The organism is Streptomonospora mangrovi, assembly GCF_027604915.1.
Lineage (GTDB): Bacteria > Actinomycetota > Actinomycetes > Streptosporangiales > Streptosporangiaceae > Streptomonospora > Streptomonospora mangrovi.
The window spans coordinates 103,205-128,331 of sequence record NZ_JAJAQC010000005.1; the positions used below are offsets into that span (position 1 = coordinate 103,205).

The 25,127-nt window shown below is 74.5% G+C and carries 20 protein-coding genes; 11 read left to right on the plus strand and 9 right to left on the minus strand.

What is annotated here, in order from left to right; all coding sequences use genetic code 11:
• Nucleotides 1–76 precede the first annotated feature (76 nt).
• The gene (locus LG943_RS04535) at nt 77–1,147 is read left to right on the plus strand and encodes a DUF418 domain-containing protein (protein WP_270070885.1); all 1,071 of its coding nucleotides are present in this window, start codon (nt 77–79) and stop codon (nt 1,145–1,147) included.
• Here the strand turns inward: LG943_RS04535 and LG943_RS04540 are convergent.
• From LG943_RS04540 to LG943_RS04550, 3 genes are all read right to left on the minus strand, one after another.
• Nucleotides 1,129–2,358 carry an FAD-dependent monooxygenase gene (locus LG943_RS04540; protein WP_270070886.1) on the minus strand — a complete coding sequence of 410 codons (1,230 nt, stop codon included), beginning with the start codon at nt 2,356–2,358 and terminating at the stop codon, nt 1,129–1,131. The genes LG943_RS04535 and LG943_RS04540 overlap by 19 nt on opposite strands.
• 285 nt (nt 2,359–2,643) lie before the next feature.
• Nucleotides 2,644–3,666 (minus strand): hypothetical protein, encoded by a 1,023-nt coding sequence (locus LG943_RS04545; protein WP_270070887.1) that lies wholly within the window; start codon nt 3,664–3,666, stop codon nt 2,644–2,646.
• 85 nt (nt 3,667–3,751) lie between these two features.
• Nucleotides 3,752–4,357 (minus strand): helix-turn-helix domain-containing protein, encoded by a 606-nt coding sequence (locus LG943_RS04550; protein ID WP_270070888.1) that lies wholly within the window; start codon nt 4,355–4,357, stop codon nt 3,752–3,754.
• A 110-nt stretch (nt 4,358–4,467) separates the two neighbouring features.
• On the opposite strand from LG943_RS04550, the gene LG943_RS04555 reads away from it, so the two are divergent.
• The 5 genes from LG943_RS04555 to LG943_RS04575 all read left to right on the plus strand — a co-directional run bounded on the left by LG943_RS04555 (nt 4,468) and on the right by LG943_RS04575 (nt 12,370).
• Entirely contained in the window at nt 4,468–5,097 is a 630-nt protein-coding gene (locus LG943_RS04555; protein WP_270070889.1) for a class I SAM-dependent methyltransferase, read from the plus strand.
• Between the two features lie 135 nt (nt 5,098–5,232).
• On the plus strand, nt 5,233–6,582 hold the full coding sequence (locus LG943_RS04560; RefSeq protein WP_270070890.1) for a TIGR01777 family oxidoreductase: 1,350 nt from the start codon (nt 5,233–5,235) through the stop codon (nt 6,580–6,582).
• Nucleotides 6,583–6,929: 347 nt separating this feature from the next.
• The gene (locus tag LG943_RS04565) at nt 6,930–7,619 is read left to right on the plus strand and encodes a TetR/AcrR family transcriptional regulator (protein ID WP_270070891.1); all 690 of its coding nucleotides are present in this window, start codon (nt 6,930–6,932) and stop codon (nt 7,617–7,619) included.
• Between the two features lie 308 nt (nt 7,620–7,927).
• Nucleotides 7,928–10,495, plus strand: coding sequence for an MMPL family transporter (locus LG943_RS04570; RefSeq protein ID WP_270070892.1), 2,568 nt, complete (start codon nt 7,928–7,930; stop codon nt 10,493–10,495).
• Nucleotides 10,496–10,741: 246 nt separating this feature from the next.
• Nucleotides 10,742–12,370 (plus strand): peptide chain release factor 3, encoded by a 1,629-nt coding sequence (locus LG943_RS04575; RefSeq protein WP_270070893.1) that lies wholly within the window; start codon nt 10,742–10,744, stop codon nt 12,368–12,370.
• Nucleotides 12,371–12,515: 145 nt separating this feature from the next.
• On the opposite strand, the gene LG943_RS04580 is transcribed toward LG943_RS04575, so the two are convergent.
• Nucleotides 12,516–13,190, minus strand: coding sequence for a TetR/AcrR family transcriptional regulator (locus LG943_RS04580; RefSeq protein WP_408648540.1), 675 nt, complete (start codon nt 13,188–13,190; stop codon nt 12,516–12,518).
• A gap of 500 nt (nt 13,191–13,690) precedes the next feature.
• Between LG943_RS04580 and LG943_RS04585 the strand changes: the two genes are divergently transcribed.
• Nucleotides 13,691–15,046 (plus strand): MFS transporter, encoded by a 1,356-nt coding sequence (locus LG943_RS04585; protein WP_408648546.1) that lies wholly within the window; start codon nt 13,691–13,693, stop codon nt 15,044–15,046.
• Between the two features lie 18 nt (nt 15,047–15,064).
• Here LG943_RS04585 and LG943_RS04590 read toward each other — a convergent pair whose 3' ends face one another.
• Together LG943_RS04590 and LG943_RS04595 are read right to left on the minus strand one after the other, a co-directional pair.
• Complete coding sequence (locus tag LG943_RS04590) at nt 15,065–16,273, minus strand: nitric oxide synthase oxygenase (RefSeq protein WP_270070896.1); 1,209 nt, start codon at nt 16,271–16,273, stop codon at nt 15,065–15,067.
• Between the two features lie 271 nt (nt 16,274–16,544).
• Nucleotides 16,545–17,141 (minus strand): HD domain-containing protein, encoded by a 597-nt coding sequence (locus LG943_RS04595; protein WP_270070897.1) that lies wholly within the window; start codon nt 17,139–17,141, stop codon nt 16,545–16,547.
• Between the two features lie 180 nt (nt 17,142–17,321).
• Between LG943_RS04595 and LG943_RS04600 the strand changes: the two genes are divergently transcribed.
• Nucleotides 17,322–17,945 carry a class I SAM-dependent methyltransferase gene (locus LG943_RS04600; RefSeq protein ID WP_270070898.1) on the plus strand — a complete coding sequence of 208 codons (624 nt, stop codon included), beginning with the start codon at nt 17,322–17,324 and terminating at the stop codon, nt 17,943–17,945.
• A gap of 60 nt (nt 17,946–18,005) precedes the next feature.
• Here LG943_RS04600 and LG943_RS04605 read toward each other — a convergent pair whose 3' ends face one another.
• The 3 genes from LG943_RS04605 to LG943_RS04615 all read right to left on the minus strand — a co-directional run bounded on the left by LG943_RS04605 (nt 18,006) and on the right by LG943_RS04615 (nt 21,271).
• On the minus strand, nt 18,006–18,845 hold the full coding sequence (locus LG943_RS04605) for a carbohydrate ABC transporter permease (protein ID WP_270070899.1): 840 nt from the start codon (nt 18,843–18,845) through the stop codon (nt 18,006–18,008).
• Nucleotides 18,842–19,864, minus strand: a complete 1,023-nt coding sequence (locus tag LG943_RS04610; protein WP_270070900.1) for a carbohydrate ABC transporter permease — start codon at nt 19,862–19,864, stop codon at nt 18,842–18,844. The genes LG943_RS04605 and LG943_RS04610 overlap by 4 nt, the downstream gene beginning before the upstream one ends.
• 90 nt (nt 19,865–19,954) lie before the next feature.
• Nucleotides 19,955–21,271 (minus strand): extracellular solute-binding protein, encoded by a 1,317-nt coding sequence (locus LG943_RS04615; RefSeq protein WP_270070901.1) that lies wholly within the window; start codon nt 21,269–21,271, stop codon nt 19,955–19,957.
• Between the two features lie 449 nt (nt 21,272–21,720).
• Here LG943_RS04615 and LG943_RS04620 point away from each other — a divergent pair, with 449 nt between their 5' ends.
• The 3 genes from LG943_RS04620 (at nt 21,721) to LG943_RS04630 (ending at nt 25,068) form a co-directional block, all read left to right on the plus strand.
• On the plus strand, nt 21,721–22,614 hold the full coding sequence (locus tag LG943_RS04620) for a manganese catalase (RefSeq protein ID WP_270070902.1): 894 nt from the start codon (nt 21,721–21,723) through the stop codon (nt 22,612–22,614).
• 290 nt (nt 22,615–22,904) lie between these two features.
• Nucleotides 22,905–23,747, plus strand: coding sequence for a helix-turn-helix transcriptional regulator (locus LG943_RS04625; protein ID WP_408648541.1), 843 nt, complete (start codon nt 22,905–22,907; stop codon nt 23,745–23,747).
• A 298-nt stretch (nt 23,748–24,045) separates the two neighbouring features.
• Nucleotides 24,046–25,068: an iron-siderophore ABC transporter substrate-binding protein gene (locus LG943_RS04630; protein WP_270070903.1), complete on the plus strand. Its 1,023-nt coding sequence runs from the start codon at nt 24,046–24,048 to the stop codon at nt 25,066–25,068.
• The last annotated feature ends 59 nt before the right edge of the window (nt 25,069–25,127 follow it).

Sequence of the window (25,127 nt, forward strand, 5' to 3'; positions counted from 1 at the left end):
AAGTACGGTCGCGGCGGGGGTTAACCGGCTTTTCGGCCGATGCCGCCGCCGGGCGGGGTGCCCAGGATGGGCTCCCATGCGAAACGACACCTCACCGCCGCCGCCACCGCCGCCTCCGGGGCCGGTCGGCGGCACGCCCTCCGCTGCCCTCCCCCGGCCCGCCCGCCCCCGGATCGGGGCCCTCGACGTCCTGCGCGGGGTCGCGCTGTGCGCGATCCTCGTGGCCAACGTCCAGTTGATCGCCGGCGGTGGCACCGCCGTCGCGACGCCGACCCTGGGCAGCGCGCAGGGCTGGATCGGGCTGCCCGTGTTCTCCCTGCTGTTCGGCATCGGGTTCGCGCTGCTGCTGGAGTCGGCGACCGAAACGGCGCGGCGCCCCCGGCTGGTGCTGCTGCGCCGGCTGCTGGCGCTGCTGGCGTTCGGCCTCCTGCACCGGCTGCTGTGGCCGGGCGACATCCTCACCGTCTACGCGGCCGTGGGCCTGGTGGTGCTGCTGCCGTCGTCGTGGCTGCCGCGGTGGGCCGTGGCCGGCGGCGCCGCAGTGCTGGTCCCGGCCGCGCTGGTCTTCGGCGTGGGCGGCCCGCTGCTGATCGCCGGGCTGTTCCTGCTGGGCTCGGCCCTGGTCCGCTACGGCGTGGTCGCCGGGATCGAGCGGTCCACCTGGTGGCCGGCCGCGCTGGGACTGGCCTTCGCGGCGGCGTCGGCCGGCACCGTGTGGACGGCCGGGCAGGTGGGGATCACCGGGGAGGGGCCGTCGCCGGTGCTGGCAGCGGCCGACCTGCTGCGCACGGCGGCCTGCGTGTGCGGGCTGCTGGTGCTGCTGCGGACGCCGCTGCGGCCGGTGCTGGCGGCGGTCTTCGCGCCGCTGGGGCGGATGGCGCTGACCGTCTACCTGTCGGCGACGCTGCTGGTGCTGGGCGCCGCGCGCGTCCTGGGCCTGCCGATCGCCCAGGACGTGCGGACGGCGCTGCTGGTGACGGGGGCGGTCCTGCTGGTGCAGTGGCTGTTCTGCGCGCTGTGGCTGCGCCGCTGCCGCCAGGGCCCGCTGGAGTGGGTGTGGCGCTGGGCGACCTGGGCGCGGCGCCCGCCGCTGCGGGTGCGCGAGCCGGCGGCCGGTGCGGCGGCGGGTCAGGCGGCCGGGCGGTAGTCCTCCAGGCTGAGGGAGCCGCCGTAGTCCCAGGCTGCGGGCAGGGACAGGTTCATCCGCCGGGCGCGGTGGGCCACGGCGAAGAAGGCGCGGAGCTGCTGCTCGCGCGCCCACACCCCCCACCTGCCCGTGCGGGGCGCGGCGAACGCGGTGCTGAAGTCGGCCACCCCCTGGCTGAACGCGACGAACCGGCGCATCGCGGCGTCGTAGGCGGGCAGGGCCCGGGTGTGGTCGCCCTCGGCGGCCTTGAGTTCGGCGGCGAGGATGTAGGCGCCGACCAGCGCGAGGGTGGAGCCCTGGCCGGACATGGGGTCGGGGCAGTAGCCGGAGTCGCCGACCAGGGCCACCCGGCCGCGGGTCCAGGAGTCCATGCGGATCTGCGTGGAGGGCGTGAAGACGAAGTCGCGGGAGTCGCGCATCGCCCGCAGCAGCCCGGGGACCTCCCAGCCGGCGTCGGCGTAGATCTTGTCGACCAGGCGCATGCGCTGGTCCACGGTGAGGTCGCGGACGTTGAGCGGGGTGGTGCTGCGGAAGAGGAACAGCCCCTCGAGTTCGGTGTTGCCGGGGAACGTGGTGATGGCGCAGCCCCGGTAGGGCCACATGTGCCAGGACATGGAGTCGCGGTGGCCGAGGTAGTTGTCGACGGTGAAGATGACCAGGTTGGTGCCGAGGAACCGGGTGAAGCGGTCGGCCGGGCCGAACACCTGGGAGCGGACGTTGGAGTACAGGCCGTCGGCGCCCACGACGAGGTCCACGCGGCGGGGCGGGGAGTTCTCGAAGGAGACGTCGACGCCGTCGTCGGACTGGCGGATCTCGGTGATGGAGTCGTCGAACACGTACTCCACGCCGTCCCGGGCGTTCTCGTAGAGGACCGTGCCCAGGACGCCGCGCTTGACGGCGAAGGGGGCGCGCTCGTACCGGGTCTCCGAGGGCGGACTCCAGGACGGCATGTCGACGCGGCGGTCCGCGCGCCCCAGGTAGAAGACGCCCTCGGGCGGCTGCCCGGACTGGGCGCGGATCCGCTCCAGCAGCCCCATGCGGTGCAGGGCCTCGGCGCCCACGCCCGACATCTCGATGCGCTGGCCGCCGGTGCGAATCTGCGGCGCGCGCTCCACCACGACGGGGGTGAATCCGTAGGCGCGCAGCCAGTAGGCCAGCGCGGGGCCCGCGATACCGCCCCCGGAGATGAGAATGGTCTTGGTCGGCCGCACGCTGTCTCCCGTCCCGCGAATCCGTCGCCGTCGCCACAATCTAACGACGGCGGCCGCGGGGGTCAGGGGGTTTTCCGGGGGTTGGGGGGACAACCGGGGTGCGGGGTAAGGGGGCGCTCAGGGGGCCGGTGAGGGAGTGGTGCGGGGGCCGGCCGCCCGGACCGACCGCGACCTGCGGCGGGCCGTGGCCGGGCGGCCGGGCGCGGGACCGGGGGGAGGGGAGGTCCCGGTTTGTTCCGCCCTGTTCCGTCCGGTACCGGTCAGCGGGGCGGGGGCTGGAAAGCGTTATCGGGACCGGAGGGCATCCCGCAGGCGGTCGTAGGTGGGGGCCAGGGCGCGCAGGGCGGTGGCGGCCGTCCCGAAGTCGCCGGTGGCCAGCGGGTGCTGGAGGGAGCCCACCAGGCGGGCCTGCCCGGTCATCACGGCCGCCGCTTCGGGCCGGCCGGCGGCGCGCAGGCAGGCGGCCGCGTCCGCCAGGCGGCGGGCGCCGACGCGGACGGCGAAGTGGACGAGGTGGTCGCGGAGGCCGTCCGCGCCGCCGGCCTCCAGCAGGTCGGCGAGCGCGAGGGCCGCATCACCGTTGCCGAGGGTCCCCGGCGGCACGGGAGGGGCGGGGTCGGGGTCCACGGCGCCGGGCGCGGGAGCGGGGTCGCCAGGGGCAGGGTCACCGGGGACGGGGGCGGGGACGGCGGGCGCGGGGTTGCCGCTCAGGCGGTCGACGGCGCCGGGGATGGCGGCGGCCACGGCTTCCTCGGCGCGGACGTGCGCGGTCCGGCGGAAGTTCGCGCGCACGGTGAACGGCGCGCCGTAGTCTACGGTGCGGGCGCTCCACGCACTGGTGAAATCGGCGAGCGGCAGCCGGGCGTAGGGGTATCCCTGGGGGTCGTGCAGGACGACGTGGTCGTCGGCCGTTCCCCACGCCATTTCCAGGACGACGGCGTAGTGGTCCGCGCCGATCGGTCCGGCCATTCCCGGCTGGTGGCTGAAATAGCCCATCTCCACGGGGCCGACCATGACCGGGCCGTGCTTGAGCAGGGCGGCGAGCCGGTCCAGCGCCGCGCCCGCGTCGCCCCCGCTGAACGTGTCGGCGGCCCACCCGAAGGCGGCCAGCGCACTGTCCACGCCGATCTCGGGGTTCCAGCCGAACGCGTCGAAGAACGGCAGCGTGCCGCCGACCAACTGCATGCCGAAGGCGCTTCCGGTGGCGGTCTCGACGATCCCGATCGGCGGCGCGTCGGCGCCCATCATCATGGCCAGGCAACTGGAATAGCAGTACGGCCCGGACCCGTGGTAGGGGAATTCGATCACCGCGCCATGGTGCCGTTTTTCCGGGGAATTCGCCACAAGATCAGCCGCGGTGCGGGGCCGGCCTTTTCCTGACGGCCGGGTGCCGTCAGGCGTCGCGGATGTGGATCTCCTCCCCCTGCGGGCTGAAGAGGATGAGGATTTCGGCGGGGCGGGTGGATCCGCTGGCGATGCCGTGGGGCCGGCGGGTGTCGAACTCCGCCGCCTCGCCGTCCTCCAGGACGGTCAACTCCGCGCCGAGCTTGAGGTGGAGCGGGCCGGTGAGCACGTACAGCCACTCGTAGCCGCCGTGGACGCTCTGCCGGATCGGCGCCTGCGGGTCGCGGCCGGGCAGGATCAGCTTGAACGCCTGCACCGGGGCGCCGCGTCCGGTCGTCAGGGGGATGTAGATCATCCCGTCGCGGCGCACGGGCTTGGGGTGGATGCGCGGATCGCCGGTGGCGGGCGCGCCGACCAGTTCGTCCAGCGGCACGCGGTAGAGCTGGGCGAGCGGGATCAGTACGTCGAGGGAGGGGCGCCGCAGGCCCGACTCCAGACGCGAGAGCGTGCTCACCGACAGGCCCGTGCGCTCGGCCACGTCGGCGAGTTTGAGCTGCCGCCGGGTGCGGACCTCGCGCAGGCGCGGACCCACCGTTTCGAGGAGGGCGTCGACGCCGTCGCCCGGTACGCCGCCCGGGTCCGTGTTCGTTTGCATGTTCCGCAAGTGTATTTGCGGAATCGCGGGGGCGTGCGGAGAGTGGAAGCCGTCTCCGCACTCCATCCCCTCTCCTCTCCATCCCCCCTCACCGCAGAAGGAGCAGCACCATGACCACACCCAGCGAGGACTTCTGGGAGCGGCACTACCTCGGCTCCGACCCCGGGTGGGGCACCCGGCCCAACGCCGTCCTGGCCGACACCGTGCCCGCCCTGTGCCCGGTCCCGGGAACTGCGCTGGACCTGGGGTGCGGGCACGGCGGCGACGCCCGCTGGCTTGCGTCCCTCGGCTGGCGCGTCACGGCGGTCGACGTGTCGGCCACCGCGCTGGCCCGACTCGCCGAGGCGGCCGCCGCCGACGGCACGGCCGACCGCATCACGACCGAGCGGCACGACCTGGAGCACACCTTCCCCGAGGGCGCCTTCGACCTCGTGACCGCGAGCTACTTCCACACGCCCCTGGACTTCCCGCGCGAGCGGGTGCTGCGCCGCGCCGCCGCCGCGACCGCGCCCGGCGGGCTGCTCCTCATCGTCGACCACGCCTCGGTGGCCCCGTGGAGCTGGAACGCCGACAAGCACCACGTCTTCCCCACCCCGCAGGAGACCGCCGATTCCCTGTCCCTCGGCCCCGCCTGGCACCCCGAACGCCTGGAGGCCCCGCAACGCACCGCCACCGGCCCCAACGGCCGGCAGGCCGTGGTGACGGACAACGTGATCGCCCTCCGCCACACCGCCCCCTGACCCTCCCCACGCCGAACCACCGCTCTCTGCCCCCGCGCCGGTCGTGGGTCGTCGGATGGGGGGTGGGTGGGTAGAGGGGGTGTGGGGTTGGTGTTCGGGAGGTGGGCTGTGGGGGTTGTGCGGTTCAGTGGTGTGGTGGACGCGCCGATCGGTGAGGTGTTCGCGTGGTACGGGCGGCCGGGGGCGATACGGCGGTTGACGCCGCCCTGGCAGCCGGTGCGGGTGCGGTCCGAGGCGCGCTCGCTGCGGGACGGGCGGGCGGTGCTGGTGCTGCCCGGCGGCCTGCGGTGGGTCGCCGCGCATCAGGCATCCGGGTACCGGCCGCCGCACCGGTTCGTGGACGAACTCGTGTCGCGCCCGCTGGCCTCGGCGCTGACCTGGCGGCACACGCACGCGTTCGCGCCTGAGGGCGAGGACGCCACCCGGGTGATCGACGCCGTCGAGACCAACGCCCCCGCGCGGCTGCTGCGCGCGATGTTCACCTACCGCTACGCCCAGCTCGCCGACGACCTCGCCGCCCACGCCCGCGCCCGCGCGTGGGGCGACGCGCCGCTGACGGTGGCCGTCACCGGCGCCTCGGGCCTGGTGGGCGGAGCCGTCACCGCGCTGCTGTCCACCGGCGGCCACCGCGTGGTCCGGCTGGTGCGGCGCGCGCCCCGCACGCCCGACGAGCGCCGGTGGGTGCCCGACGCCCCCGCGCGCAACCTGCTGGCCGGGGTGGACGCCGTGGTCCACCTGGCCGGCGCCTCGATCGCCGGGCGCTTCACCGAGGCGCACAAGGCGCGGGTCCGCGACAGCCGCATCGGCCCCACGCGGCGGCTGGCCGAGGTCGCGGCGGCCGCGCCCGACGGGCCGCGCGTCTTCGTCGCCGCCTCCGCCATCGGCTACTACGGCCCCGACCGGGGCGAGGAGGTGCTGACCGAGGCCAGCCCGCGCGGGGAGGGCGTGCTCGCCGACCTCGTGGCCGACTGGGAGGGCGCGGCCGCCCCTGCGCGGGAGGCGGGCCTGCGCACGGTCCACGTGCGCACCGGGATCGTCCAGACGCCGCGCGGCGGGACGCTGCGGCTGCTGTACCCGCTGTTCGCCGCCGGGCTGGGCGGAGAGATCGGCGGCGGGCGGCCGTGGCTGTCGTGGATCGGGATCGACGACCTGGCCGACGTCTACCTGCGGGCCGTGCTCGACGCGGACCTGGCCGGCCCCGTCAACGCCGTGGCGCCCGAGCCGCAGCGCAACAGCGACTACACCCGCGTCCTGGCGCGGGTGCTGCACCGCCCCGCGCTGCTGCCCGTGCCCGACCTGGGCCCGCGCGTCCTCCTCGGCCGCGAGGGCACTCGCGAACTCGCCCTGGCCAACCAGCACGTCGTGCCCGCGCGGCTGCGCGAGGCCGGGCACCACTTCCGCCACCCGAGGCTGGAGCCCGCCCTGCGGCACGTGCTCGGCCGCGCGGGTACGGGCGGCACCGTCCCCGACGAGGCAGGGATGTAGGCCGGAGGGCCGTCTGAGACCGGATGTGGGAGGGGCGGCGCCCGGCGCCGCAGGTTGGGCGGGCCGGCGGCCCGACCCCCGAGCGGAGGAGAACCGGCGGCACAACCCCGGAGCACAGGCGGGGCGGCGCCGGCACCGATGTCTAGGGGTCGCGACGGCCCCATGCCCGCCCTGGGCGAGTCGGCGGCCCCGCGCTCCCCCGCTCAGGAGGGTCGACGCCCGGCGTCGGCGTGTAGGCGTCGCGACGGCCCCACGCCCGCCCTGGGCGAGTCGGCGACCCCGCGCTCCCCAGCTCAGGAGTGAAGGAATCCTCAGTCCTGGGGTGCGGGTCGACTATTCTCGAACCCATGGCGAGCGCGCAGTCGGCTGACGGGCACGGCGGCTCCCCGCAGGGGGCGGGTGCCGCGGTGCCGCGCACCGCGCGGCGCAAGGCGCGTACGCGGCAGGCGCTGATTAACGCCGGCCGGGCGCTCATCGCCCGCAAGGGCGACACCGGGTTCAGCGTGCAGGAGATCACCGACGAAGCCGACGTCGGGCTCGGGTCCTTCTACAACCACTTCGCCGACAAGCACGACCTGGTGCGGGCCGCCATCGAGGACGTGCTGGAGGAGCACGGCCGCCTGCTCGACTCCCTCACCGAGGGCAGTGAGGACCCCGCCGCCGCGTTCGCGCTGGCCGTGCGCGCCACCGCCCGGCTCGGCGCCACCCACCCCGAACTCGCCCGCATCCTGGTGCGCAACGGCATGGCCTACCTGTCGGCCGACCACGGCCTGGCGCCGCGCGCGCTGGCCGACATCCGGCGCGGGATCGAGGCCGGCCGGTTCACCCTGACCAACCCCGACCTGGGGCTGGCGATGGTCGGCGGCTCGCTGATCGCCCTCATCCACCTGCAACTGGAGGAGCCCGGGCGGCTGGCCGAGGACGCCTCGGACGATCTGGCCGAACACGTCCTGACCATGTTCGGCGTGCCCGCCGACCAGGCCCGGGACCTCGCGCACGCGCCGCTGCCCGCCCCGGCCGCCACCCCGGCGGGCTAGCCGACCTCCGCTCCTCCTTTTCCCTCTCCCTCCTCGGTTCCCTGCGCCGGGGCGGCTCCTGCGCGCGCCCTCGTCCCGCGTGCGGGCTTTTCCGCCGTGCTTTCCCCCACGCTTCCCGGTGGCCACCCGAAGGCGCCGCCCTCTCCGTCACGGACGGTGACGGCAAGTGGGGGACGCCACATACGCGCAGGTGAACGGCTCTTTGCCGGCCGACTTATAGTCTGTTTTGACAGTTACATCAGAAATGAAGACTTCATCAGTCTTGCACGATGCCCCTCACGGCACCGCCAACCTTCGGGGAAGCAACCATGGCAACGCTCCTGTACCGCCTGGGCAAGTTCGCCTACCGCCACCGCTGGCCGGTCATCGGCGCCTGGGTCCTCCTGCTCGTGGCGCTCATCGCGGCCGCCGCCGTGTTCCGCGTGCCCGTCAACGACTCCTTCTCCATCCCGGGCACGGAGTCCCAGGACACCGTGGACATGCTCCAGGAGCGCTTCCCCGAGCGCAGCGGCGGACGGGCCACCGTCGTGCTGGAGGCGCCGCACGGCCGCGACGTGACCGGTGACCGCTACCGCCCGGCCGTGGACGCCACCGCCGAGCGCATCGAGGGCATCGACGGCGTCGAGTCGGTCACCAACCCCTTCGACCTCTACGACGAGGGCTACGACCGCGCGCTGCACAGCGACGAGGTCCGCCAGACCCTGGTGGACGAGGGGATGAAGCAGGCGCGCGCCGACTACGAGTCGCAGGTCGCCGACGCCGAGGACGAGGCCCTCGACCAGGCCCGCCGTCAGGTCGACCGGCAGTACCCCGAGGGCACGCGCGGCCGCGAGCAGGCGCTGGCGCAGGCCGAGGACCAGGCGCGCGACCAGGTCCGCGCCCAGACCCCGCCCTTCGACGAGGATGCCGCCCGCGCCCAGGTCGAGCAGCGGGTGGACCGCGCCATCGCCGACGGCGACCTCCCCGACGAAGCGGTCGACCGGATCGACCAGCAGGTGAAGGACCAGATCCCGCTGTTCTCCGAGGACGGCACCACCGCCCTGCTCCAGGTGCAGTTCGCCGACCCCGACGGCAGCGTGCCCGCCGCGACGGTGGACGACCTCCTCGGCAGCGGCGGCCAGGCCGAGGACGCCGGCCTGACCGTGGAGTACAGCGGCCAGTCGATCTCCATCGCCGAGGTCTCGGGCCTCCAGGGCGGCGAGGGCGTCGGCCTGCTCGTCGCGCTGGCCATCCTGGTGCTCAACTTCGGCGCGCTCGTCGCCGCCGGCATCCCGATCCTCGCCGCGCTGGCGGGCACCGGCGCCGGCATGGCGCTCATCTACGCGCTGTCGGAGGTGCTGGACCTCACCAGCACCGCTCCCCTGCTGGCCATGATGCTGGGCCTGGCCGTCGGCATCGACTACAGCCTGTTCGTGCTCTCCCGGCACCGGCAGCAACTCTTCGCGGGCATGGACCCCCGGGAGTCGGCGGGCCGCGCGATCGGCACCGCCGGCAGCGCGGTCGTGTTCGCCGGCACCACCGTGGTCATCGCCCTGCTCGGCCTGGGCCTGGTGCGCATCCCCTTCCTCACCGTGATGGGCATCGCCGCCGCCATCACCGTCGTGTTCTCGGTGCTGGTGGCCGTCACCCTGCTGCCGGCGCTGCTGGGCCTGCTCGGCCGGCGCGTCGGCGCCGGCCGGCTCCCCGGGCTGGGCGCCCGCGCCGAGCGGGCGCTGACCTCCACCGCCACCCTGGGCGCGCGGTGGGCGCGGCTGGTCACCCGGCGGCCGTGGCTGCCCACCGTCGCGGTACTGGCCGTGCTCGCCGCCGCCCTGCTGCCGCTGCCCGCCATGCGGCTGGGCCTGCCCACCGACGCCTCCAGCGCCCCCGACAGCACCCAGCACCGGGCCTACGACATCGTGACGGAGAAGTTCGGCGCGGGGTTCAACGCGTCGCTGCTGGTCACCGTGGAGTCCGAGGACACCGGCGACGCCGAGGAGGTGCGCGCCGACCTCGCCGACTTCGACGAGGTGGACAGCGTGCAGGCGCCGGTCTACAACGACGCCGAGGACACCGCCATGGTCGTGGTCGTGCCCGAGCACGGCCCCTCAGCCGAGGAGACCGAGGGCCTGCTGCACGCCATCCGCGGCGCCCGCGTCGGCTGGGAGGCCGACACCGGCGCCGAGATCTCGGTGACGGGGGCGACCGCCAGCAGCATCGACACCTCCGAGCGCATCGCCGACGCCATGCCGCTGTTCCTCGCGGTGGTCGTGGGCCTGGCCCTGGTGCTGCTGATGGTGGTGTTCCGGTCGATCGTGGTGCCGGTCAAGGCGGCGCTGGGATTCGTGCTGAGCATGGGCGCCGCGCTGGGCGCCACGGTCGCGGTGTTCCAGTGGGGGTGGGGCGCCGGCCTGCTCGGCGTGACCCCCACCGAGACGCTGCTGTCGTTCCTGCCGATCGTGCTGATCGGCACCCTGTTCGGCCTGGCCATGGACTACGAGGTGTTCCTGGTCAGCCGGATGCGGGAGGACTTCGTGCACGGCGACGGCGCCCGCGAGGCGGTCGTCACCGGCTACCGCGCCAGCGCCCGCGTGGTCGTGTGCGCCGCCGCGATCATGATCGCGGTGTTCACCTCCTTCGTGTTCAACGACAACACCACCATCCAGCCGGTCGCCTTCGCGCTGGCGGTGGGGGTGCTGGTCGACGCGTTCCTGGTGCGGCTGACCCTGGTCCCGGCCGTGATGGCGCTGTTCGGCCGCGCCGCCTGGTGGTTCCCCCGGTGGCTGGACCGCGTCCTCCCCGACGTCGACATCGAGGGCGCCGGCCTGCGCGGGGGCGGCGACCTCGGGGGCGAGGAGCCCGGCGGCCGGACCGGCGGATCGCACCGGCGGGCGTGAGGCGCCCCCGGGACGGCGAGACTGCGGGACGGCCGGGGGCCGCCGCGCGCCGAGGGCGCGGGGCGGCCCCGGGGTGTGTCGGCGGTGCGGGCGCCGGAATCCTCACGTGGGGGTAGGGTCGGGGCGGAGGTGCCTCGATGGGGTGCGGAGCACCTGCGGATCGCCGAGGCGGCCGGGGCACCGGGCCGCCGCGCGGCGTCCGCCACCGCACAGCCATCAGCGACAGGTGAGGAACGGGCGGCAACGGTGAGCACGACGGCCGAAGAGACCAACGACAAGTCCACCCGCGAGGTCGTGGCGGAGGCGGGCAGGCGGCGCACCTTCGCGGTGATCTCCCACCCCGACGCCGGAAAGTCCACGCTGACCGAGGCGCTGGCCCTGCACGCCGCCGCGATCACCTCGGCCGGCGCGGTCCACGGCAAGGGCGAGCGGCGCGGGGTCACCTCCGACTGGATGGAGATGGAGCAGGCGCGCGGCATCTCCATCACCTCGGCGGCCCTGCGCATCGACTACGCCGACCGGGTGCTCAACCTGCTGGACACCCCCGGCCACGCCGACTTCTCCGAGGACACCTACCGGGTGCTCTCGGCCGTGGACTGCGCCGTGATGCTGCTGGACTCCGCCAAGGGCCTGGAGGCCCAGACCCTGAAGCTGTTCGATGTCTGCCGGGCGCGGCGCATGCCCGTCATCACGTTCGTCAACAAGTGGGACCGCCCCGGCCGCGAACCCCTGGAGCTGCTGGACGAGGTCGAGCAGCGCATCGGGCTGCGCCCCACCCCGCTGAACTGGCCGGTGGGCATCGCCGGCGACTTCCGCGGCCTGCTGGAGCGCGACGGCACCACCTACACCCGCTTCACCCGCACCCCCGGCGGCGCCACCCGCGCCATCGAGGAGACCCTGACCCCGGAGGAGGCCGCCGGGGCCGAGGGGGACGCCTGGACCCAGGCCGTGGAGGAACTGGAGCTGCTCGGCGAGATCGGCGCCGACTTCGACCCCGCCTCGTTCATGGCCGGGGAGTCCTCGCCGGTGCTGTTCGGCGCCGCGCTGCCCAACTTCGGGGTCTCCCAGCTTCTGCGGGCGCTGGTGGACCTCGCGCCCGCGCCGACCGGCCCCGTGGACGCACGGGGGGCCGAGCGCCCCATCGGCGCGCCGTTCTCGGGCCAGGTGTTCAAGATGCAGGCCAACATGGACAAGGCGCACCGCGACCGCATGGCGTTCGTGCGGGTGTCCACCGGCCGGTTCGAGCGCGGCATGGTCCTGACCCACGCCGCCACCGGCCGCCCCTTCGCCACCAAGTACACCCAGGCGGTGTTCGGCAGCGAGCGCACCACCATCGAGACCGCCTACCCCGGTGACGTGATCGCGCTGGTCAACGCCGCCGCGCTGAAGGTCGGCGACACCCTGTACGCCGGTCCGAAGGTGGAGTTCCCGCCGATCCCCAGCTTCGCCCCCGAGCACTTCGCGGTGGCCCGCGCCCTGGACGCCGGGCGCTACAAGCAGTTCCAGCGCGGGATCGCCCAGCTCGACGCCGAGGGCGTGGTGCAGGTGCTGACCTCCGACGTGCGCGGCGAGCAGGCGCCCGTGCTGGCGGCGGTGGGTCCGCTCCAGTTCGACGTGGTGTCGCACCGCATGGCCGAGGAGTTCCGCGCCCCCATCGAGCTGGCGCACCTGGACTACACCCTGGCCCGCCGCACCGACGCCGCCTCGGCGCCCACCGCCCACAGCCTGTCGGGCGCGGAGGTGCTGACCCGCCGCTCCGACGGCGAGCTGCTGGTCCTGGTCCACAACAAGTGGCGCCTGCGGGTGATCCAGCGCGACCACCCGGAACTGGTGTTGGAGCCGCTGCTGGCCGGCGGGGTCGAGCAGGAGGAGTAGCTTCCAGCCCGGGGCGCATCAGCCACCGGGGTGCGGCCCGTTGACCGCCCACCCCGGCCGCCCCCGGCCGTCGCCGGCCGTCGCCGCCGTCATCGCAGCACCGACCAGCCGTCCCGCGAACCGATCACGCCCGCCGCGTCTCCCCCTATTCCGCTTCCCCTCCCGCCACCTCAGCGGGGGTGACCTCGGCATGCCAGATGGCGGTGATCGCGTCGATCAGACCCGTGGCGGTGCCGTGCCAGTCGGGCTTGGCGGTGGGGGCGCCGCGTGCCAGGGCGCGTTCGCGTTCGGCGCACATGTGGACGAGGAGTTGGCCCGCCATCTCGGCGCGTTCGGCGTGGACCTCCAAGGGGAGGTCGGGCAGCCGCCGGTTGAGGCGGTCGACGACCTCCCGCAGCGACGGCGTGGTCAGCGCCTGGTCGGTGAGGATGCCGCGCAGCGCGGGGTCGGTGGCCAACTGGGCACCGAACCTGGCGTACCAGGAGGGCACTCCCAGGCTGCCGAGGTGCTCGGTGACCGGGCGCACCAGGCAGGCCACCCACTCGCGGACTCCGGCCGCCGGGTCGGTGCGGGCCAGCAGCAGCTTGCGGCGGCGTTCGATGTCATCGGCGTGCCTGCGGGCGATGGCCCGGACGAGGTCGGCCTTGGTGCCGAAGTGGTACCCCACGGCGGCGGTGTTGCCCTGCCCGGCGGCCTCGCTGATCTGGCGGTTGGACACCGCGACCACGCCGCGCTCGGCGAACAGCCGCTCGGCGGTGTCGAGGATGTGCTCGCGGGTGGCGGCGGCCCGGCGCAGGCGCCCGTCGACCGTGCTCACCACCGGACCGGGACCTCGCGCCGGCCGCCGACCGCCGGGTCCACGGCCGGCCCCACCGCCGGTCCCGCCCGGCGGGCGCCGACGCGGCCGGCACCGGCCCGGCGAGCGACCAGGCCACCCGCCGGGGCGTCGCCGAGCGGGGTGATGTACGCCACCGGGCGCCGCTCCCCCCGGCCGCCCCGCCCGGCGGGCGGAGTCGGCGGGACAGGCGCTGACGTGGGGCGACTCAGCGGGAAACCGGTTCTCCGCCGCTCCATGGCGACCTCCTCGGGTCAGGGGGACTGGACCGCACAGTCAACCCGCGTCGGCCGTTTTAAGTCAATCGACTGATTTAATGGGTGGCGTCTTCCCCCTTCCTCCCCCTTCCGCTCTCCCGGAGGTTCGCCGTGTCAAACGCCGCCGCCGCGCCGCCCTCAACCCCATCCTCGGTCCCGAACGCGCGGGCGCCGCGGACCGCCACCGTGGTGGGGGTGCTCGCCTTCGCGGGGATCGTGGTGTCGCTGATGCAGACGGTGGTCATCCCGCTGGTGCCCCGGCTTCCCGGGCTGCTGGGGGCGACGCCGGCCGACACGAACTGGGCGATCACCGCGACGCTGCTGGCCAGCGCCGTGGCCACGCCGGTGGTGGGCCGGTTGGGCGACATGTACGGCAAGCGCCGGATGCTGCTGGTCAGCCTGGCGCTGCTGGTGCTGGGGTCGGTGGTGTGCGCGCTCAGCGGCTCCCTGGCGCCCCTGGTCCTGGGCCGCGTGCTCCAGGGCCTGGCCGCCGGGGTCATTCCGCTGGGCATCAGCATCATGCGCGACGAACTGCCCGCCGACCGCCTGGGCTCGGCCATCGCGCTGATGAGCGCCTCCCTCGGCGTCGGCGGCGCCCTCGGCCTGCCCGCCGCGTCCTTCCTGGCCGAGCGCGCCGACTGGCACGTGCTGTTCTGGACCGCCGCCGCCTTCGGCGTGGCGGCGCTGGCGCTGGTCGCCGCGCTGGTGCCGGAGTCGTCGGTGCGCAGCGGCGGCCGGTTCGACCTGCTCGGCGCGGTCGGGCTCTCGGCCGTGCTGGTGTGCCTGCTGCTGGCGATCTCCAACGGCGCCGGCTGGGGCTGGGGCAGCGCCCTCACCGTGGGGCTGTTCGCCGGCGCCGCCGCCGCGCTGGCGCTGTGGGTGCTGTGGGAGCTGCGCGCCGCCCGCCCGCTGGTGGACCTGCGCACCACGGTGCGCCGGCAGGTGCTGCTGACCAACAGCGCCTCCGTCGTCTTCGGCTTCGCGATGTTCGCGATGTCGCTGGTGTTCCCGCAGCTCATCCAGCTTCCCGAGGCCACCGGCTACGGACTGGGGGCGTCCATGCTCACCGTCGGGCTGGTGATGGGGCCGTCGGGCCTGGTGATGGTGGCCATGGCGCCGGTGTCCTCGCGGATCTCCGCCGCGCGCGGCCCCCGGACCACGCTGATGCTGGGCGCGGTCGTGGTCGCGGCCGGCTACGGCCTGGGCATCGTGCTGATGTCGAGCGTGTGGCACCTGGTGGCGGTGTCCACCGTGATCGGCGCCGGGATCGGCCTGGCCTACGGCGCCATGCCCGCGCTGATCATGGCGGCGGTGCCGGTGTCGGAGACCGCCGCCGCCAACAGCCTCAACACGCTGATGCGCGCCATCGGCACCTCGGTGTCCAGCGCGGTGTCGGGCGCCGTGCTGACGCAGTTGACCATCGTGGTCGGCGGCGTGGACGTGCCCTCCCAGACCGGTTTCCGCGTGGTCATGGCCATCGGCGCCGCCGCCGCGCTCACCGCGCTGCTGGTGGCCGCGTTCCTGCCGCGCACCGGGCGGTCCGGGCGCGCCGGCGCGCCCGCCGCCGGCGGCCACGGCCGCTGATGCGGGGGCGCGCGGCCCTCACCAGGGGAGGCGCGCCACGAACGCCGGGCGCAGCGCGCCGGGCACGGGGTCGTAGTAGCGGTGGAACACGGCGGTGGCCGAGCCCGAGATCGGCGGCACCAGCCAGCTCCAGTCGGCCGGGACCGGGCGCCCCGCCCGGTCCTCGCGCTCGATGTGGGCGAGGAACCGGCGCGCCTCGGTGTGGTGGTCGGCCATGGTGACCCCGGCGCGGCGGAAGGAGTGCAGCACCGCGAGGTTCAGCTCGACCAGCGCTCGGTCGCGCCAGAGGCTGTCCTCGGCGGCGGTGTCGAGGCCCAGGCGGCGGGCGACCTCGGGCAGCAGGTCGTAGCGGCCGGTGTCGCCGAGGTTGCGGGCGCCGATCTCGGTGACCATGTACCAGCCGTTCTGCGGCGCCGAGGGGTAGCAGACGCCGCCGACCTCCAGCGCCAGGTGCGACACCGCCGGGACCGCGTGCCAGCGCAGCCCCAGCTCGGCGAACCACGGCAGGTGGGGGTGGGTGATGGCGACCTCGTGCACGGTGTCCTCGGGCAGCCGGAACCAGCGCGGCGCCCGGTCGGGGCGCTCCTGCACCACCAGCGGCAGCACGGTGAACTCGCCGACGGGGTCGCGCCAGCCCAGCCGCCGCGCCAGGGCGGTGGTGTCGGCGTTTTTGGGGTCGCCGACGCGGCCACCGGTGCCGCGCAACCCGGCGTAGGACACGAGCTGGCCGTTGCGCACGCGCGGCCCGGGGCACCCGGGCCGGTCGGGCGCGAAGACCGACACCACCGGGCGGATCCGCCCGCCGTTGTGGCCCTGGCGCAGGTGCTCGAAGCAGGCCGCCGCGATCCCCTCGGCCGAGGACACGTGCCGCAGGTCGCGCACGGTGAGGCTCTGCCAGTACAGCCGGCCCAGGCAGCGCCCGGCGTTGCGCCAGGCGACCTTGGCGCCGAAGACGAGTTCGGCGCGGGTGTGGGTGTAGGTGCCGGTGGCGGCGATCTCGGCGAGCGCCTGGCGCAGGCGCGGCTCCACCGGTCCGGCCTCGGGCCGCTCGCGGTGGTACTGGCGCAGGAACGCCTCGGCCTCGCGGGGGTCGGCCCGGCCGTCGCGGACCCGCTGCACGGGCTCCTCGCCGGGCGCCAGGACGGCCCGTTCCGGGGCGACCGGGTCAGGTGCGGCTGTGTGGTGGGGGCAGCCGGGGTGGGCGCCGGTCAGGGGGTGAGCTGTCATGGGGAGCGCCGTTCGTCGCGAGCGAGCCCACGGTGCCGTGGCGAGGCCGGGGGGAGCCTCCGGAAAGCAGAGTAAGACATCAACGGGAATTGTTCTATAATCCAGAGGGGTAATCGGTTCTGGAGTTTCCCGTGTGGTTTCCGGTCGGTAATAACACGATCCAGTCGGATATTCCGCACCCGTTTCCGCCTACCGGACCACCGTCGATTCGACTGCCGGTTCCCCCTGTGTACTGGGCGTTCCCCGCATCGATCGGCCTGCGCGCGGACACCTAGACCAGCGCGTGGCCGTATTTATCGATAAACGGCGTGAGATCCGGTTCGCCGAACCGCTCGCGCATTGCGGCGAACTTCGAGACCTTGTCCTTGCCGAACCTGCGCAGCGTCGCGGCATAGGCGGCCGGGGTCAGGAAGACCGGCGGGTCGGTCTTGCTGTGGAACTTGTCGGCGTACATCACCAGCGCCTCCTCCTCCGACTCCGCGAGGTAGTCCCCCACCGGGATCGGCAGGTGCTGGCGCAGCACGTCCCGGCTGGTCAGGCCCATCCCGGTGTGGCAGGAGCAGAACCGGCACAGCGCCTGCGGCAGCCCGTCCTCCTCCAGCAGGGCGTGGCCGAGCACGCCGTGGGCCACGTAGCGGGAGTGGTCCAGCCGGCCCTCGGCGTCGTAGAGCCGGTAGACGCCGATGTCGTGCAGCAGGCTTCCGGCGCGCACCAGGTCGCGGTCGAGGCCGAACCCGCCGGTGTCGAGCAGTTGCTCGGCGATCCCGCACACGATCTCGCAGTGGGTGTAGACCAGTTCCAGCGCCTCGGGCGTGGGCGCGTGGCGCACGTGCAGGGCGCGGATCTCCTCGTCGGTGGGCAGGCGCATGGGCCGGACCCTACCGCCCGGCGCGCCCGGCCGCAGTGCGTGCCGCGCGCCCCGCCCACGACCATGCCGCCGGCCGCGCGCACCCCCGCCCGCGTCCGCGCCGCCGTAGGCTGGTGCCCGGCGCGGCGGCGCGCCGCCGGGCCGTAGCACCGCACCACCGTCGGCGGAAAGGGGCCGGTCATGGCGATGGCGTACTGGGAGGGGCCGGGCGCCGGCAAGACCTTCACCCACCCGGTGCCGCTGGACCTGATCGCGCGCCACGTCGACACCGGCGCCCGCATCCTGGACTTCGGCTGCGGCTACGGCCGGGTGCTGCGCGCCCTGGCCGACGCCGGGTACCGCAACACCGTGGGCACCGACCCCTCGGCCGCGCTGATCGCGCGCGGCCGCCGGGAGTCCCCCGACCTCGACCTGCGCCACGCCCCCGCGCTGCCGCTGGCCGAGCCCGACGGCGCCTTCGACGCGGTCCTGCTCGTCTCGGTCCTCACCGTGATCCCCGACGAGCGCGACCAGCGCGCCGTGACCGAGGAGGTGGAGCGCTTGTGCGCCCCCGGCGGGGCGGTGGTGCTGTGCGACTTCCCGCTCCAGGACTCCGCCCACTACCGCGCCACCTACGCCGCCTCCCCCCACCCGGTGCACGGCGTGTTCACCCGCCCCGACGGCGGGGTGTTCCGCCACCACGACCCCGCCCACCTGGAAGCGCTGTTCCCCCGGTGCGCCCTGGAGCACGCCGAGCCGGCCGACATGACCAGCCTCAACGGCCACGCCATGCGCGGCCTCCAGTGGGTGCTGCGCCGCCGCTGACGCGCCGGCACCGTGCCCGGAGCCGGCTCCGGCCCCACCCCCGGAGCCGACCCCGGCGCCTCACCGCACCGCCCCCGCCGACAGCCCCGACACGAGGTGCCGCTGGACCAGCAGGAACGCCACCAGCACCGGCAGCGAGACCGTCAGCGAGGCGGCCAGCAACTCGTTCCACCGGGTGTCCACCTGGCTGGTGTAGAGCTTGAGCCCGATGGACAGCGTGCGCGTCCGGTCGTCGGTGAGCACCGAGGCGAACAGCACCTCGCCCCAGGCCGTGACGAACGCGAACACCCCCACCGCCACGATCCCGGGCCGGGCCACCGGCAGCACCACCCGCACCAGGGCGCCCAGGCGGCCGGTGCCGTCGATCATCGCGGCCTCCTCCAGCCCCTCGGGGATCGCGCTGAAGTGGCTGGCCAGCATCCAGATCGAGAACGGCAGCGCGAACGTCAGGTAGGTGAGGATCAGCCCGTGGTAGGTGCCGGTCAACTCCACCCCCAGCAGGTCCTCGGTGCGCACGTAGAGCAGGAACAGCGGCAGCAGGAACAGGATGCCGGGGAACATCTGGGTGGACAGCACGGTCATGGCGAACACCCGCTCGCCGCGGAACCGCAGCCGCGCCAGCGGGTAGGCCGCCAGGATCGCCACCGCCAGCGCCAGCGCCGTGGCCGACACGGTCACCACCAGGCTGTTGGCCAGGAAGCGGGCGAGCGGGATGGTCGACCACATGTCCACGTAGGGCGCCAGCGTGACGCGCTCGGGCACCCAGGTGAACAGGCCCCGCACGTCCTCCAGCGGCTTGACCGAGGTGGTCACCAGCACGTACAGCGGCAGCAGGGTGAAGGCCGCCAGGAACCCCAGCGTCAGCCGGCGGAACCAGCGGAACCCGGTCGTCTCGGTCATGCGCGCCTCCGGGGCAGCACCGCGCGGATGTAGAGGGCCGAGGCCGCCACCAGCGCCACCAGCAGCAGCGCGCTCATGGCGGCGCCCAGCCCGAAGTTCCAGTTGACGAAGGAGTGCTCGTAGACGAGCGGGGACACCAGCCGCGCGCTCTCCGGCGAGGTCTCGCCGAACAGCAGGTAGGGCAGGTCGAACTCGTTGAACGTCCACAGCCCCATCACCAGCAGCACCACCCCGTTGGCGGGGCGCACCACGGGCAGGGTGACGGCGGTGAACCGCTTCCAGTTGGAGGCGCCGTCGATCGCGGCGGCCTCGTACACCTCGTCGGGCACGCTTTGCAGCGCCGCCAGCAGCATCAGGAACGCGAACGGCCACAGCCGCCACACCGACACCACCACCAGCACCCAGAACGCGTTCTCGCCGATGAGCCAGAACGGCCGCTCCTCCAGCAGGCCCAGGTCCGCCACCAGCAGCCGGTTCACCACGCCGTCGCGCTGGTTGACCATGAACGTCCACACGATGGCGGTCACATACACCGGCAGGGCGTAGGGCACCAGGAACAGCGTGCGCAGCAGGCCCCGGCCGCGGAACCGGGAGTTCAGCGCCACGGCGGCGGCCATGCCCAGCGCCCACGACAGCCCCACCACGCACACCGTGTAGACGACGGTGCGCCACAGGCTCTGGTAGAGCGCGGCGCCCAGCGCGCCGCCGGGGTCCAGTCCTTCGGCGAAGTTCTCCCAGCCCACGAACGGCGCGGTGGTCCAGCGCCGGATGGTGAGCTGGGTCAGCGAGGTGAAGGCGATGTAGATCCCCAGGGCCATGGGGATGATGTGGATGAGCAGTTCCAGCAGGGCCGCGGGCGCGACCATGCCGTAGGGCAGCAGCGAGCGGCGGCGGCGCTCGGCGCCCCGGCGCGCCGCCGGGGGCCGGGCCGGGGGCGGCGGTGCGGCGCCCGGCCCGGGGGGCGGTGCGGCGCCCGCCGGGCGGGCGGGCCGGGCGGGCCGGTCGGGGCCGGTGGACATGGCGGCGCCTCCAGGGGGATCGCCGCCCCCGCCCGGCAAAGAGGGCGGGGGCGGGGGGCGTGGCTGGACGTTGGTGGCCGGCGCGCGCCGCTAGTCGGCGGCGTTCATCTGGGTCTCGGCGTCCTCCAGCGCGGCGCGCACCGCGTCCTCGCTGACATCGCCGCCGGTGGCGGCCTCGGCGAACAGGCCCGCCACGGCCTCGCCGAGCACGGTCTCCATCTGGCCCTCCTCGGGGATCTGCGGCATCGGCTCGGCGTGCTCGGCCAGGATGGTGCGGAAGGTCTCCATGTGCTCGTCGGCACCCAGCGCCTCGTCGTCGTAGGCGGCCCGGGCCACGGGCAGGGTCTGGAACTCCTGGCTGAGGTAGACCTGCTCCTCGGGGCTGGTCAGGTGCTCCACCAGGGCCAGCGCGCCCTCGCGGTCGCCGGTGTCGGTGAAGACGCTGATGTTGATGCCGGCGGCGATGCTCTGCACCGGCTCGCCGGGCAGCGGGTCGAGCACGGGCACCTCGGCGATCTCGTAGTCGCTGAACCCGCGCTCGGCCATGCTGGTGCGGGTGCTGCCCTGCACGATGACCATGGCGGCGCGGCCGTCCACGAAGTCGCCCACGGCCTGGGTGCCGTCGCTGAACTCGGCGTTGCCCGGGTCGACCACCCCGTGCTCGGCCATGAGGTCGACCCACATCTTCACCGCGTCGACCTGCTCGGGCGAGGCGAAGGTGGGGCCGTCGTCCCACAGTCGCCCGCCGTGCTGGCGGCCGAGGACGAACGCCATGTGGGAGTTCTGCCGCTCGCTGCCGCCCTCCAGGGCGAACCCGTACTGGTCGGTCTCGCCGTCGCCGTCGGTGTCGCGGGTCAGCTCCTCGGCGGTGGCGACGAACTCCTCCCAGGTGGCGGGCGGCTCCTCGATCCCGGCCTCCTCGAACATCGCGGGGTTGTAGAACAGCGCGTAGGACAGGCCGTAGAGCGGCACCGAGGTCGGCGGCTCGCCGGGCGCGCCGCCGGTGGCGTAGCTGGTCTCCACGAACCGGTCCTGACCGCCCACCGCGTCGAGGTCGGCGCCCTCGAACGGCACGAACGCCCCGGTCTCCTGGAGGCTCGCCGCCCAGGTGTTGCCGATGTTGAGGACGTCGGGGGCGTCGCCGCTGCTCACGGCGGTGAGGATGCGGTTGTACAGCTCGCTCCAGGGGATCACCTCCAGTTCGACCTCGATACCGGTCTCCTCGGTGAAGCGGTCCAGCGCGGGCCGCAGGACCTCCTCGTCCTCGGCCACGCTGGCGCCCTGGTTGCTGGCCCAGTAGGTGAGGGTGCGGTTGTCGCCGGAGCCGTCGCCGCCGCACGCGGTCAGGGCCGCGGCGAGGGCGAGGGCGGTGCAGGCGCCGGCCGCCGGCTTGAGGGGGACGTGCACGACCTTCTCCGATCTGGTTGAGGTCAGGGGTGCCGGCGCCGGCCGCCGGACGCGGCGGGCGAACGGCCGAGGGGGAGGGCGCCTGCCCGGTGGCGCGCGGGGGCACGGGGCGCACAGGCGGCGCGGGGGCACGAGGAGGGGGATGCGGACGCGGGTCGAAGGGGCGCGCCGGGCGGTGGCCGGGCGCGCGCGGTAGGTCGACTGAACCGGTTTGCCGCGCGTGAGTGTAACCCCGGCCGGCCCTCGAAGGCCACCATCGGTGATCAGGCCCGTGCCGTCGGAGACCGACCGCGCGGTCGGCGCGGCCCGGGGCGGCGGCGGAAAACCGGGCGTGCGGGGGAGTCGGACCGTGCGCGGCGGGTAGCGGCGCCCTCACGCTGCCCCCGCGTTCCCCAGCGGCTCAGGTGGAGCCCTGCGCGGCGCCCGGCAGCCCACGGCAAGGAGAGCAGATGTTCCGCCACACCAAGCACTTGCAGTTCGAGGCCAAGCCGGAGAAGCCCGACGCGCTCTACGCCATGAAGCTCCAGGAGCTGATCGGCGGCGCGTTCGGCGAGATGACCGTGACCATGCAGTACCTCTTCCAGGGCTGGAACTGCCGCATGGAGGGGAAGTACAAGGACATGATCATGGACGTCGCCACCGAGGAGATCGGGCACGTGGAGATGCTGGCCACGATGGTCGCCCGCCTCCTGGAGGGCGCCCCCGACGACGTCACCGCCGAGGCCGTGAAGGACCCGGCCGTGGCGGCCGTGGTGGGCGGGATGAACCCGCAGCACGCCATCGTGGGCGGCGGGGGCGCGCTGCCCGCCGACTCCGCCGGCACCCCGTGGAACGGCAAGTACATCGTCGCCAGCGGCAACCTGATGGCCGACTTCCGGGCCAACGTGGCCGCCGAGGCGCAGGGCCGGCTCCAGACCGCGCGGCTCTACCACATGACCGACGACCCCGGCGTCAAGGCCATGCTCAAGTTCAACCTGGCCCGCGACACCTACCACCAGAACCTGTGGCTGGCGGCGATCCAGCAGCTTCAGGAGGACGGCGTGGAGGGGCCCGTGGTGCCCTCCGACCTGTTCGACGAGGAGAACCAGGAGCACGCGGGAACGTTGTGGCACCTGTCCGACGGCACGGAGTCCGACCAGGGCGCGTGGGCGTCGGGGCCGGCACCTGACGGCCGCCACACGTTCGAGTACCTGGCCGACCCGGCCGCGCTGGGCGGCCCGGCGTCGGGGCCGGCGCCCAAGCCGACCCAGTACGTGACCTCGCACGTCGACTCCTCGGGCAAGCCCAAGCAGCCGCCGCAGGCCAAGGGGCCGGGCGAGCGGATCAAGGACGCGTTCCAGTAGCCGGACGGACGCCGCGGGTTTCCGGCGCCCGCGCCCCCACGGGGGTGCGGGCGCCGCGCTTGTGCGGGGGGCCGGGTCCGCGCCGCCGTCCCGCGCGGACCCGGAGCCGGGAGGGACCCCGGGACGGGGCTCACCGGCGGAGCGCGGCCCACAGCCGCGCGGTGGCGGCGCGGGAGACACGGCGGACGCGGGGGGATGCGGGGGCACAGGAGGCGCGGCGGCCGGGCCGAGCACCCGGGGCGCGGGGCGCGCCGCCATCGGCGAACAGCGCGGTGATTAGCCTGTATGCCGTGGTCAGACCAGATATCGCCGCCGTCACCGCCGCCGCGGACCCGCCCGCCGCCCGGTACGCGCGCACCGGCGCCGACCGCCGCCGGCTGCCGCGCTACGCCGCCGGCGAGATCGAGGTGCCCTTCGTCATCGCCACCCGCGCCGAGGCCATCGACCGCGACACCTTCTGGGAGGAGCATTCCCACCCCACCCACGAGCTGCTGTGGAACGAGCGGGGGGCGTCGTGGGCGCGGATCGGCGGCCGGGTCTGGACGGTGACCCCGGCGGTGGCCCTGTGGATCCCGGCCGGCGTGGCGCACTCGGGGTGGGCGCCGGCGGGCACGCTGCACCGCGCGGCGCAGTTCGGGATCCACGCGGTGCCGCTGGTCTCCGACCGGCCCGCCGCCATCGCGACCACGCCGCTGCTGCGGCTGCTGCTGGACCGGCTGGAGTCCCCCGGCCTGGCCGCGCCGGCGCGGGCCCGCACCGAGGCGATGGTGCTGGACCTGCTGGCGCCCGCCGAGCACGAACTGAGCCTGCGCATCCCCGACTCCCCGCTGCTGGCGCCCATCGTCGCCGCCGTGCGCGCCGACCCCGCCGACACCACCACACTGGCGGCCTGGGCGGCGCGGCTGGGGGTGAGCACCCGCACCATCACCCGCGCGTTCCTGGCCGAGACCGGCACCGGGTTCAGCCGGTGGCTGGCCACCGCGCGGGTGCAGCACGCCATGGCGCTGCTGGCGCGCGGCGAGGAGATCGACGAGGTCGCGCTGCGCGTGGGGTACCACTCGGCGAGCGCGTTCGGCGCGGCCTTCCGGCGGATCACCGGGGTGAGCCCGGGGCGGTTCCGGGCGCAGCGGTAGGTCCACCGGGGACGGGCGTTCCGGCGCACCGGTGTCCGTTTCGCTAGAAAGAATGTCTTATACGCGGTATTGCGCACTTTTGGGCGCTCTTCTAAATTCGGTTAGGCAAACCTAACCACCTGCCACGGCTGCGGCGGCGTACGCCCCCGCGCCCCGCACGCGGCGCTCCGGCCGCCGTCCCCTCCGCCCCCTCGGGCGGCGCACCGCGCCGCCGCCCGACGCAACGGGCGGTCCGGCACCGGAGCCCCGCCCCCGCCGTGGCGGCGGCCGCACCCCCGGCCACAACCGGAAGGAAACCATGCCCCGCGCTTCACGGCTGGTCGCGCTGTCCACGGCCGCACTGCTCGCCTGCGGGCTCGCCGCCTGCTCCTCCCCCTCCTCCGACGGCGGCGGCGAGGGCTCCGGCGACTGGGAGCCCATCACCATCGAGCACGCGCTGGGCACGACGACCATCGACGCCAAGCCCGAGCGCGTCGCCACCGTCAACTGGGCCAACCACGAGGTCCCGCTGGCCCTGGGGGTCGTGCCGGTCGGCATGGCCTCCGCCGACTTCGGCGACGACGACGGCGACGGCGTGCTGCCCTGGGTCGAGGAGCGGCTCACCGAACTGGACGCCGAGACCCCGACGCTGTTCGACGAGACCGACGGCATCGACTTCGAGGCGGTCGCCGACACCCGGCCCGACGTCATCCTCGCCGCCTACTCCGGGCTGACGCAGGAGGACTACGACACCCTCAGCGAGATCGCGCCCGTCGTGGCCTACCCCGAGACCGCCTGGGGCACGCCCTGGCGGGAGATGATCGAGCTGAACAGCCGGGCGCTGGGCATGGCCGACGAGGGCGCGCAACTCATCTCCGACCTGGAGGGCGAGATCGCGGACTCCGTGGCCGAGTACCCCGAGATCGAGGGCCGGTCGGCGATGTTCCTCACCCACGTGGACTCCTCCGACCTCAGCGAGGTCAGCTTCTACACCACCCACGACACCCGCGCCCAGTTCTTCGCCGACCTCGGCCTGGAGACGCCGGAGAGCATCGCGACCGCCTCGGAGGAGACCGACCAGTTCTCCCTGACGCGCAGCGCCGAGCGGGCCGACGCGTTCAACGACGTCGACATCATCGTGACCTACGGCGGCGACGACCTCGTGCGCAGCCTGGAGGAGGACCCGCTGCTGTCGCAGATGCCGGCGGTGGCCGACGGCGCGGTCGTCAACCTGCCCGGCGAGGAGCCGCTGGGCACCGCCGCCAACCCCACGCCGCTGTCGATCTCCTGGGTGCTGGAGGACTACCTGGAGCTGCTGTCCGCGGCCGCCGGCGAGGCGTAGTGGCGGCGGCAACCGCCCCGCCCGCGTCCTGTGGCTGGCCGGCCTGGTCGCCGCCCTCG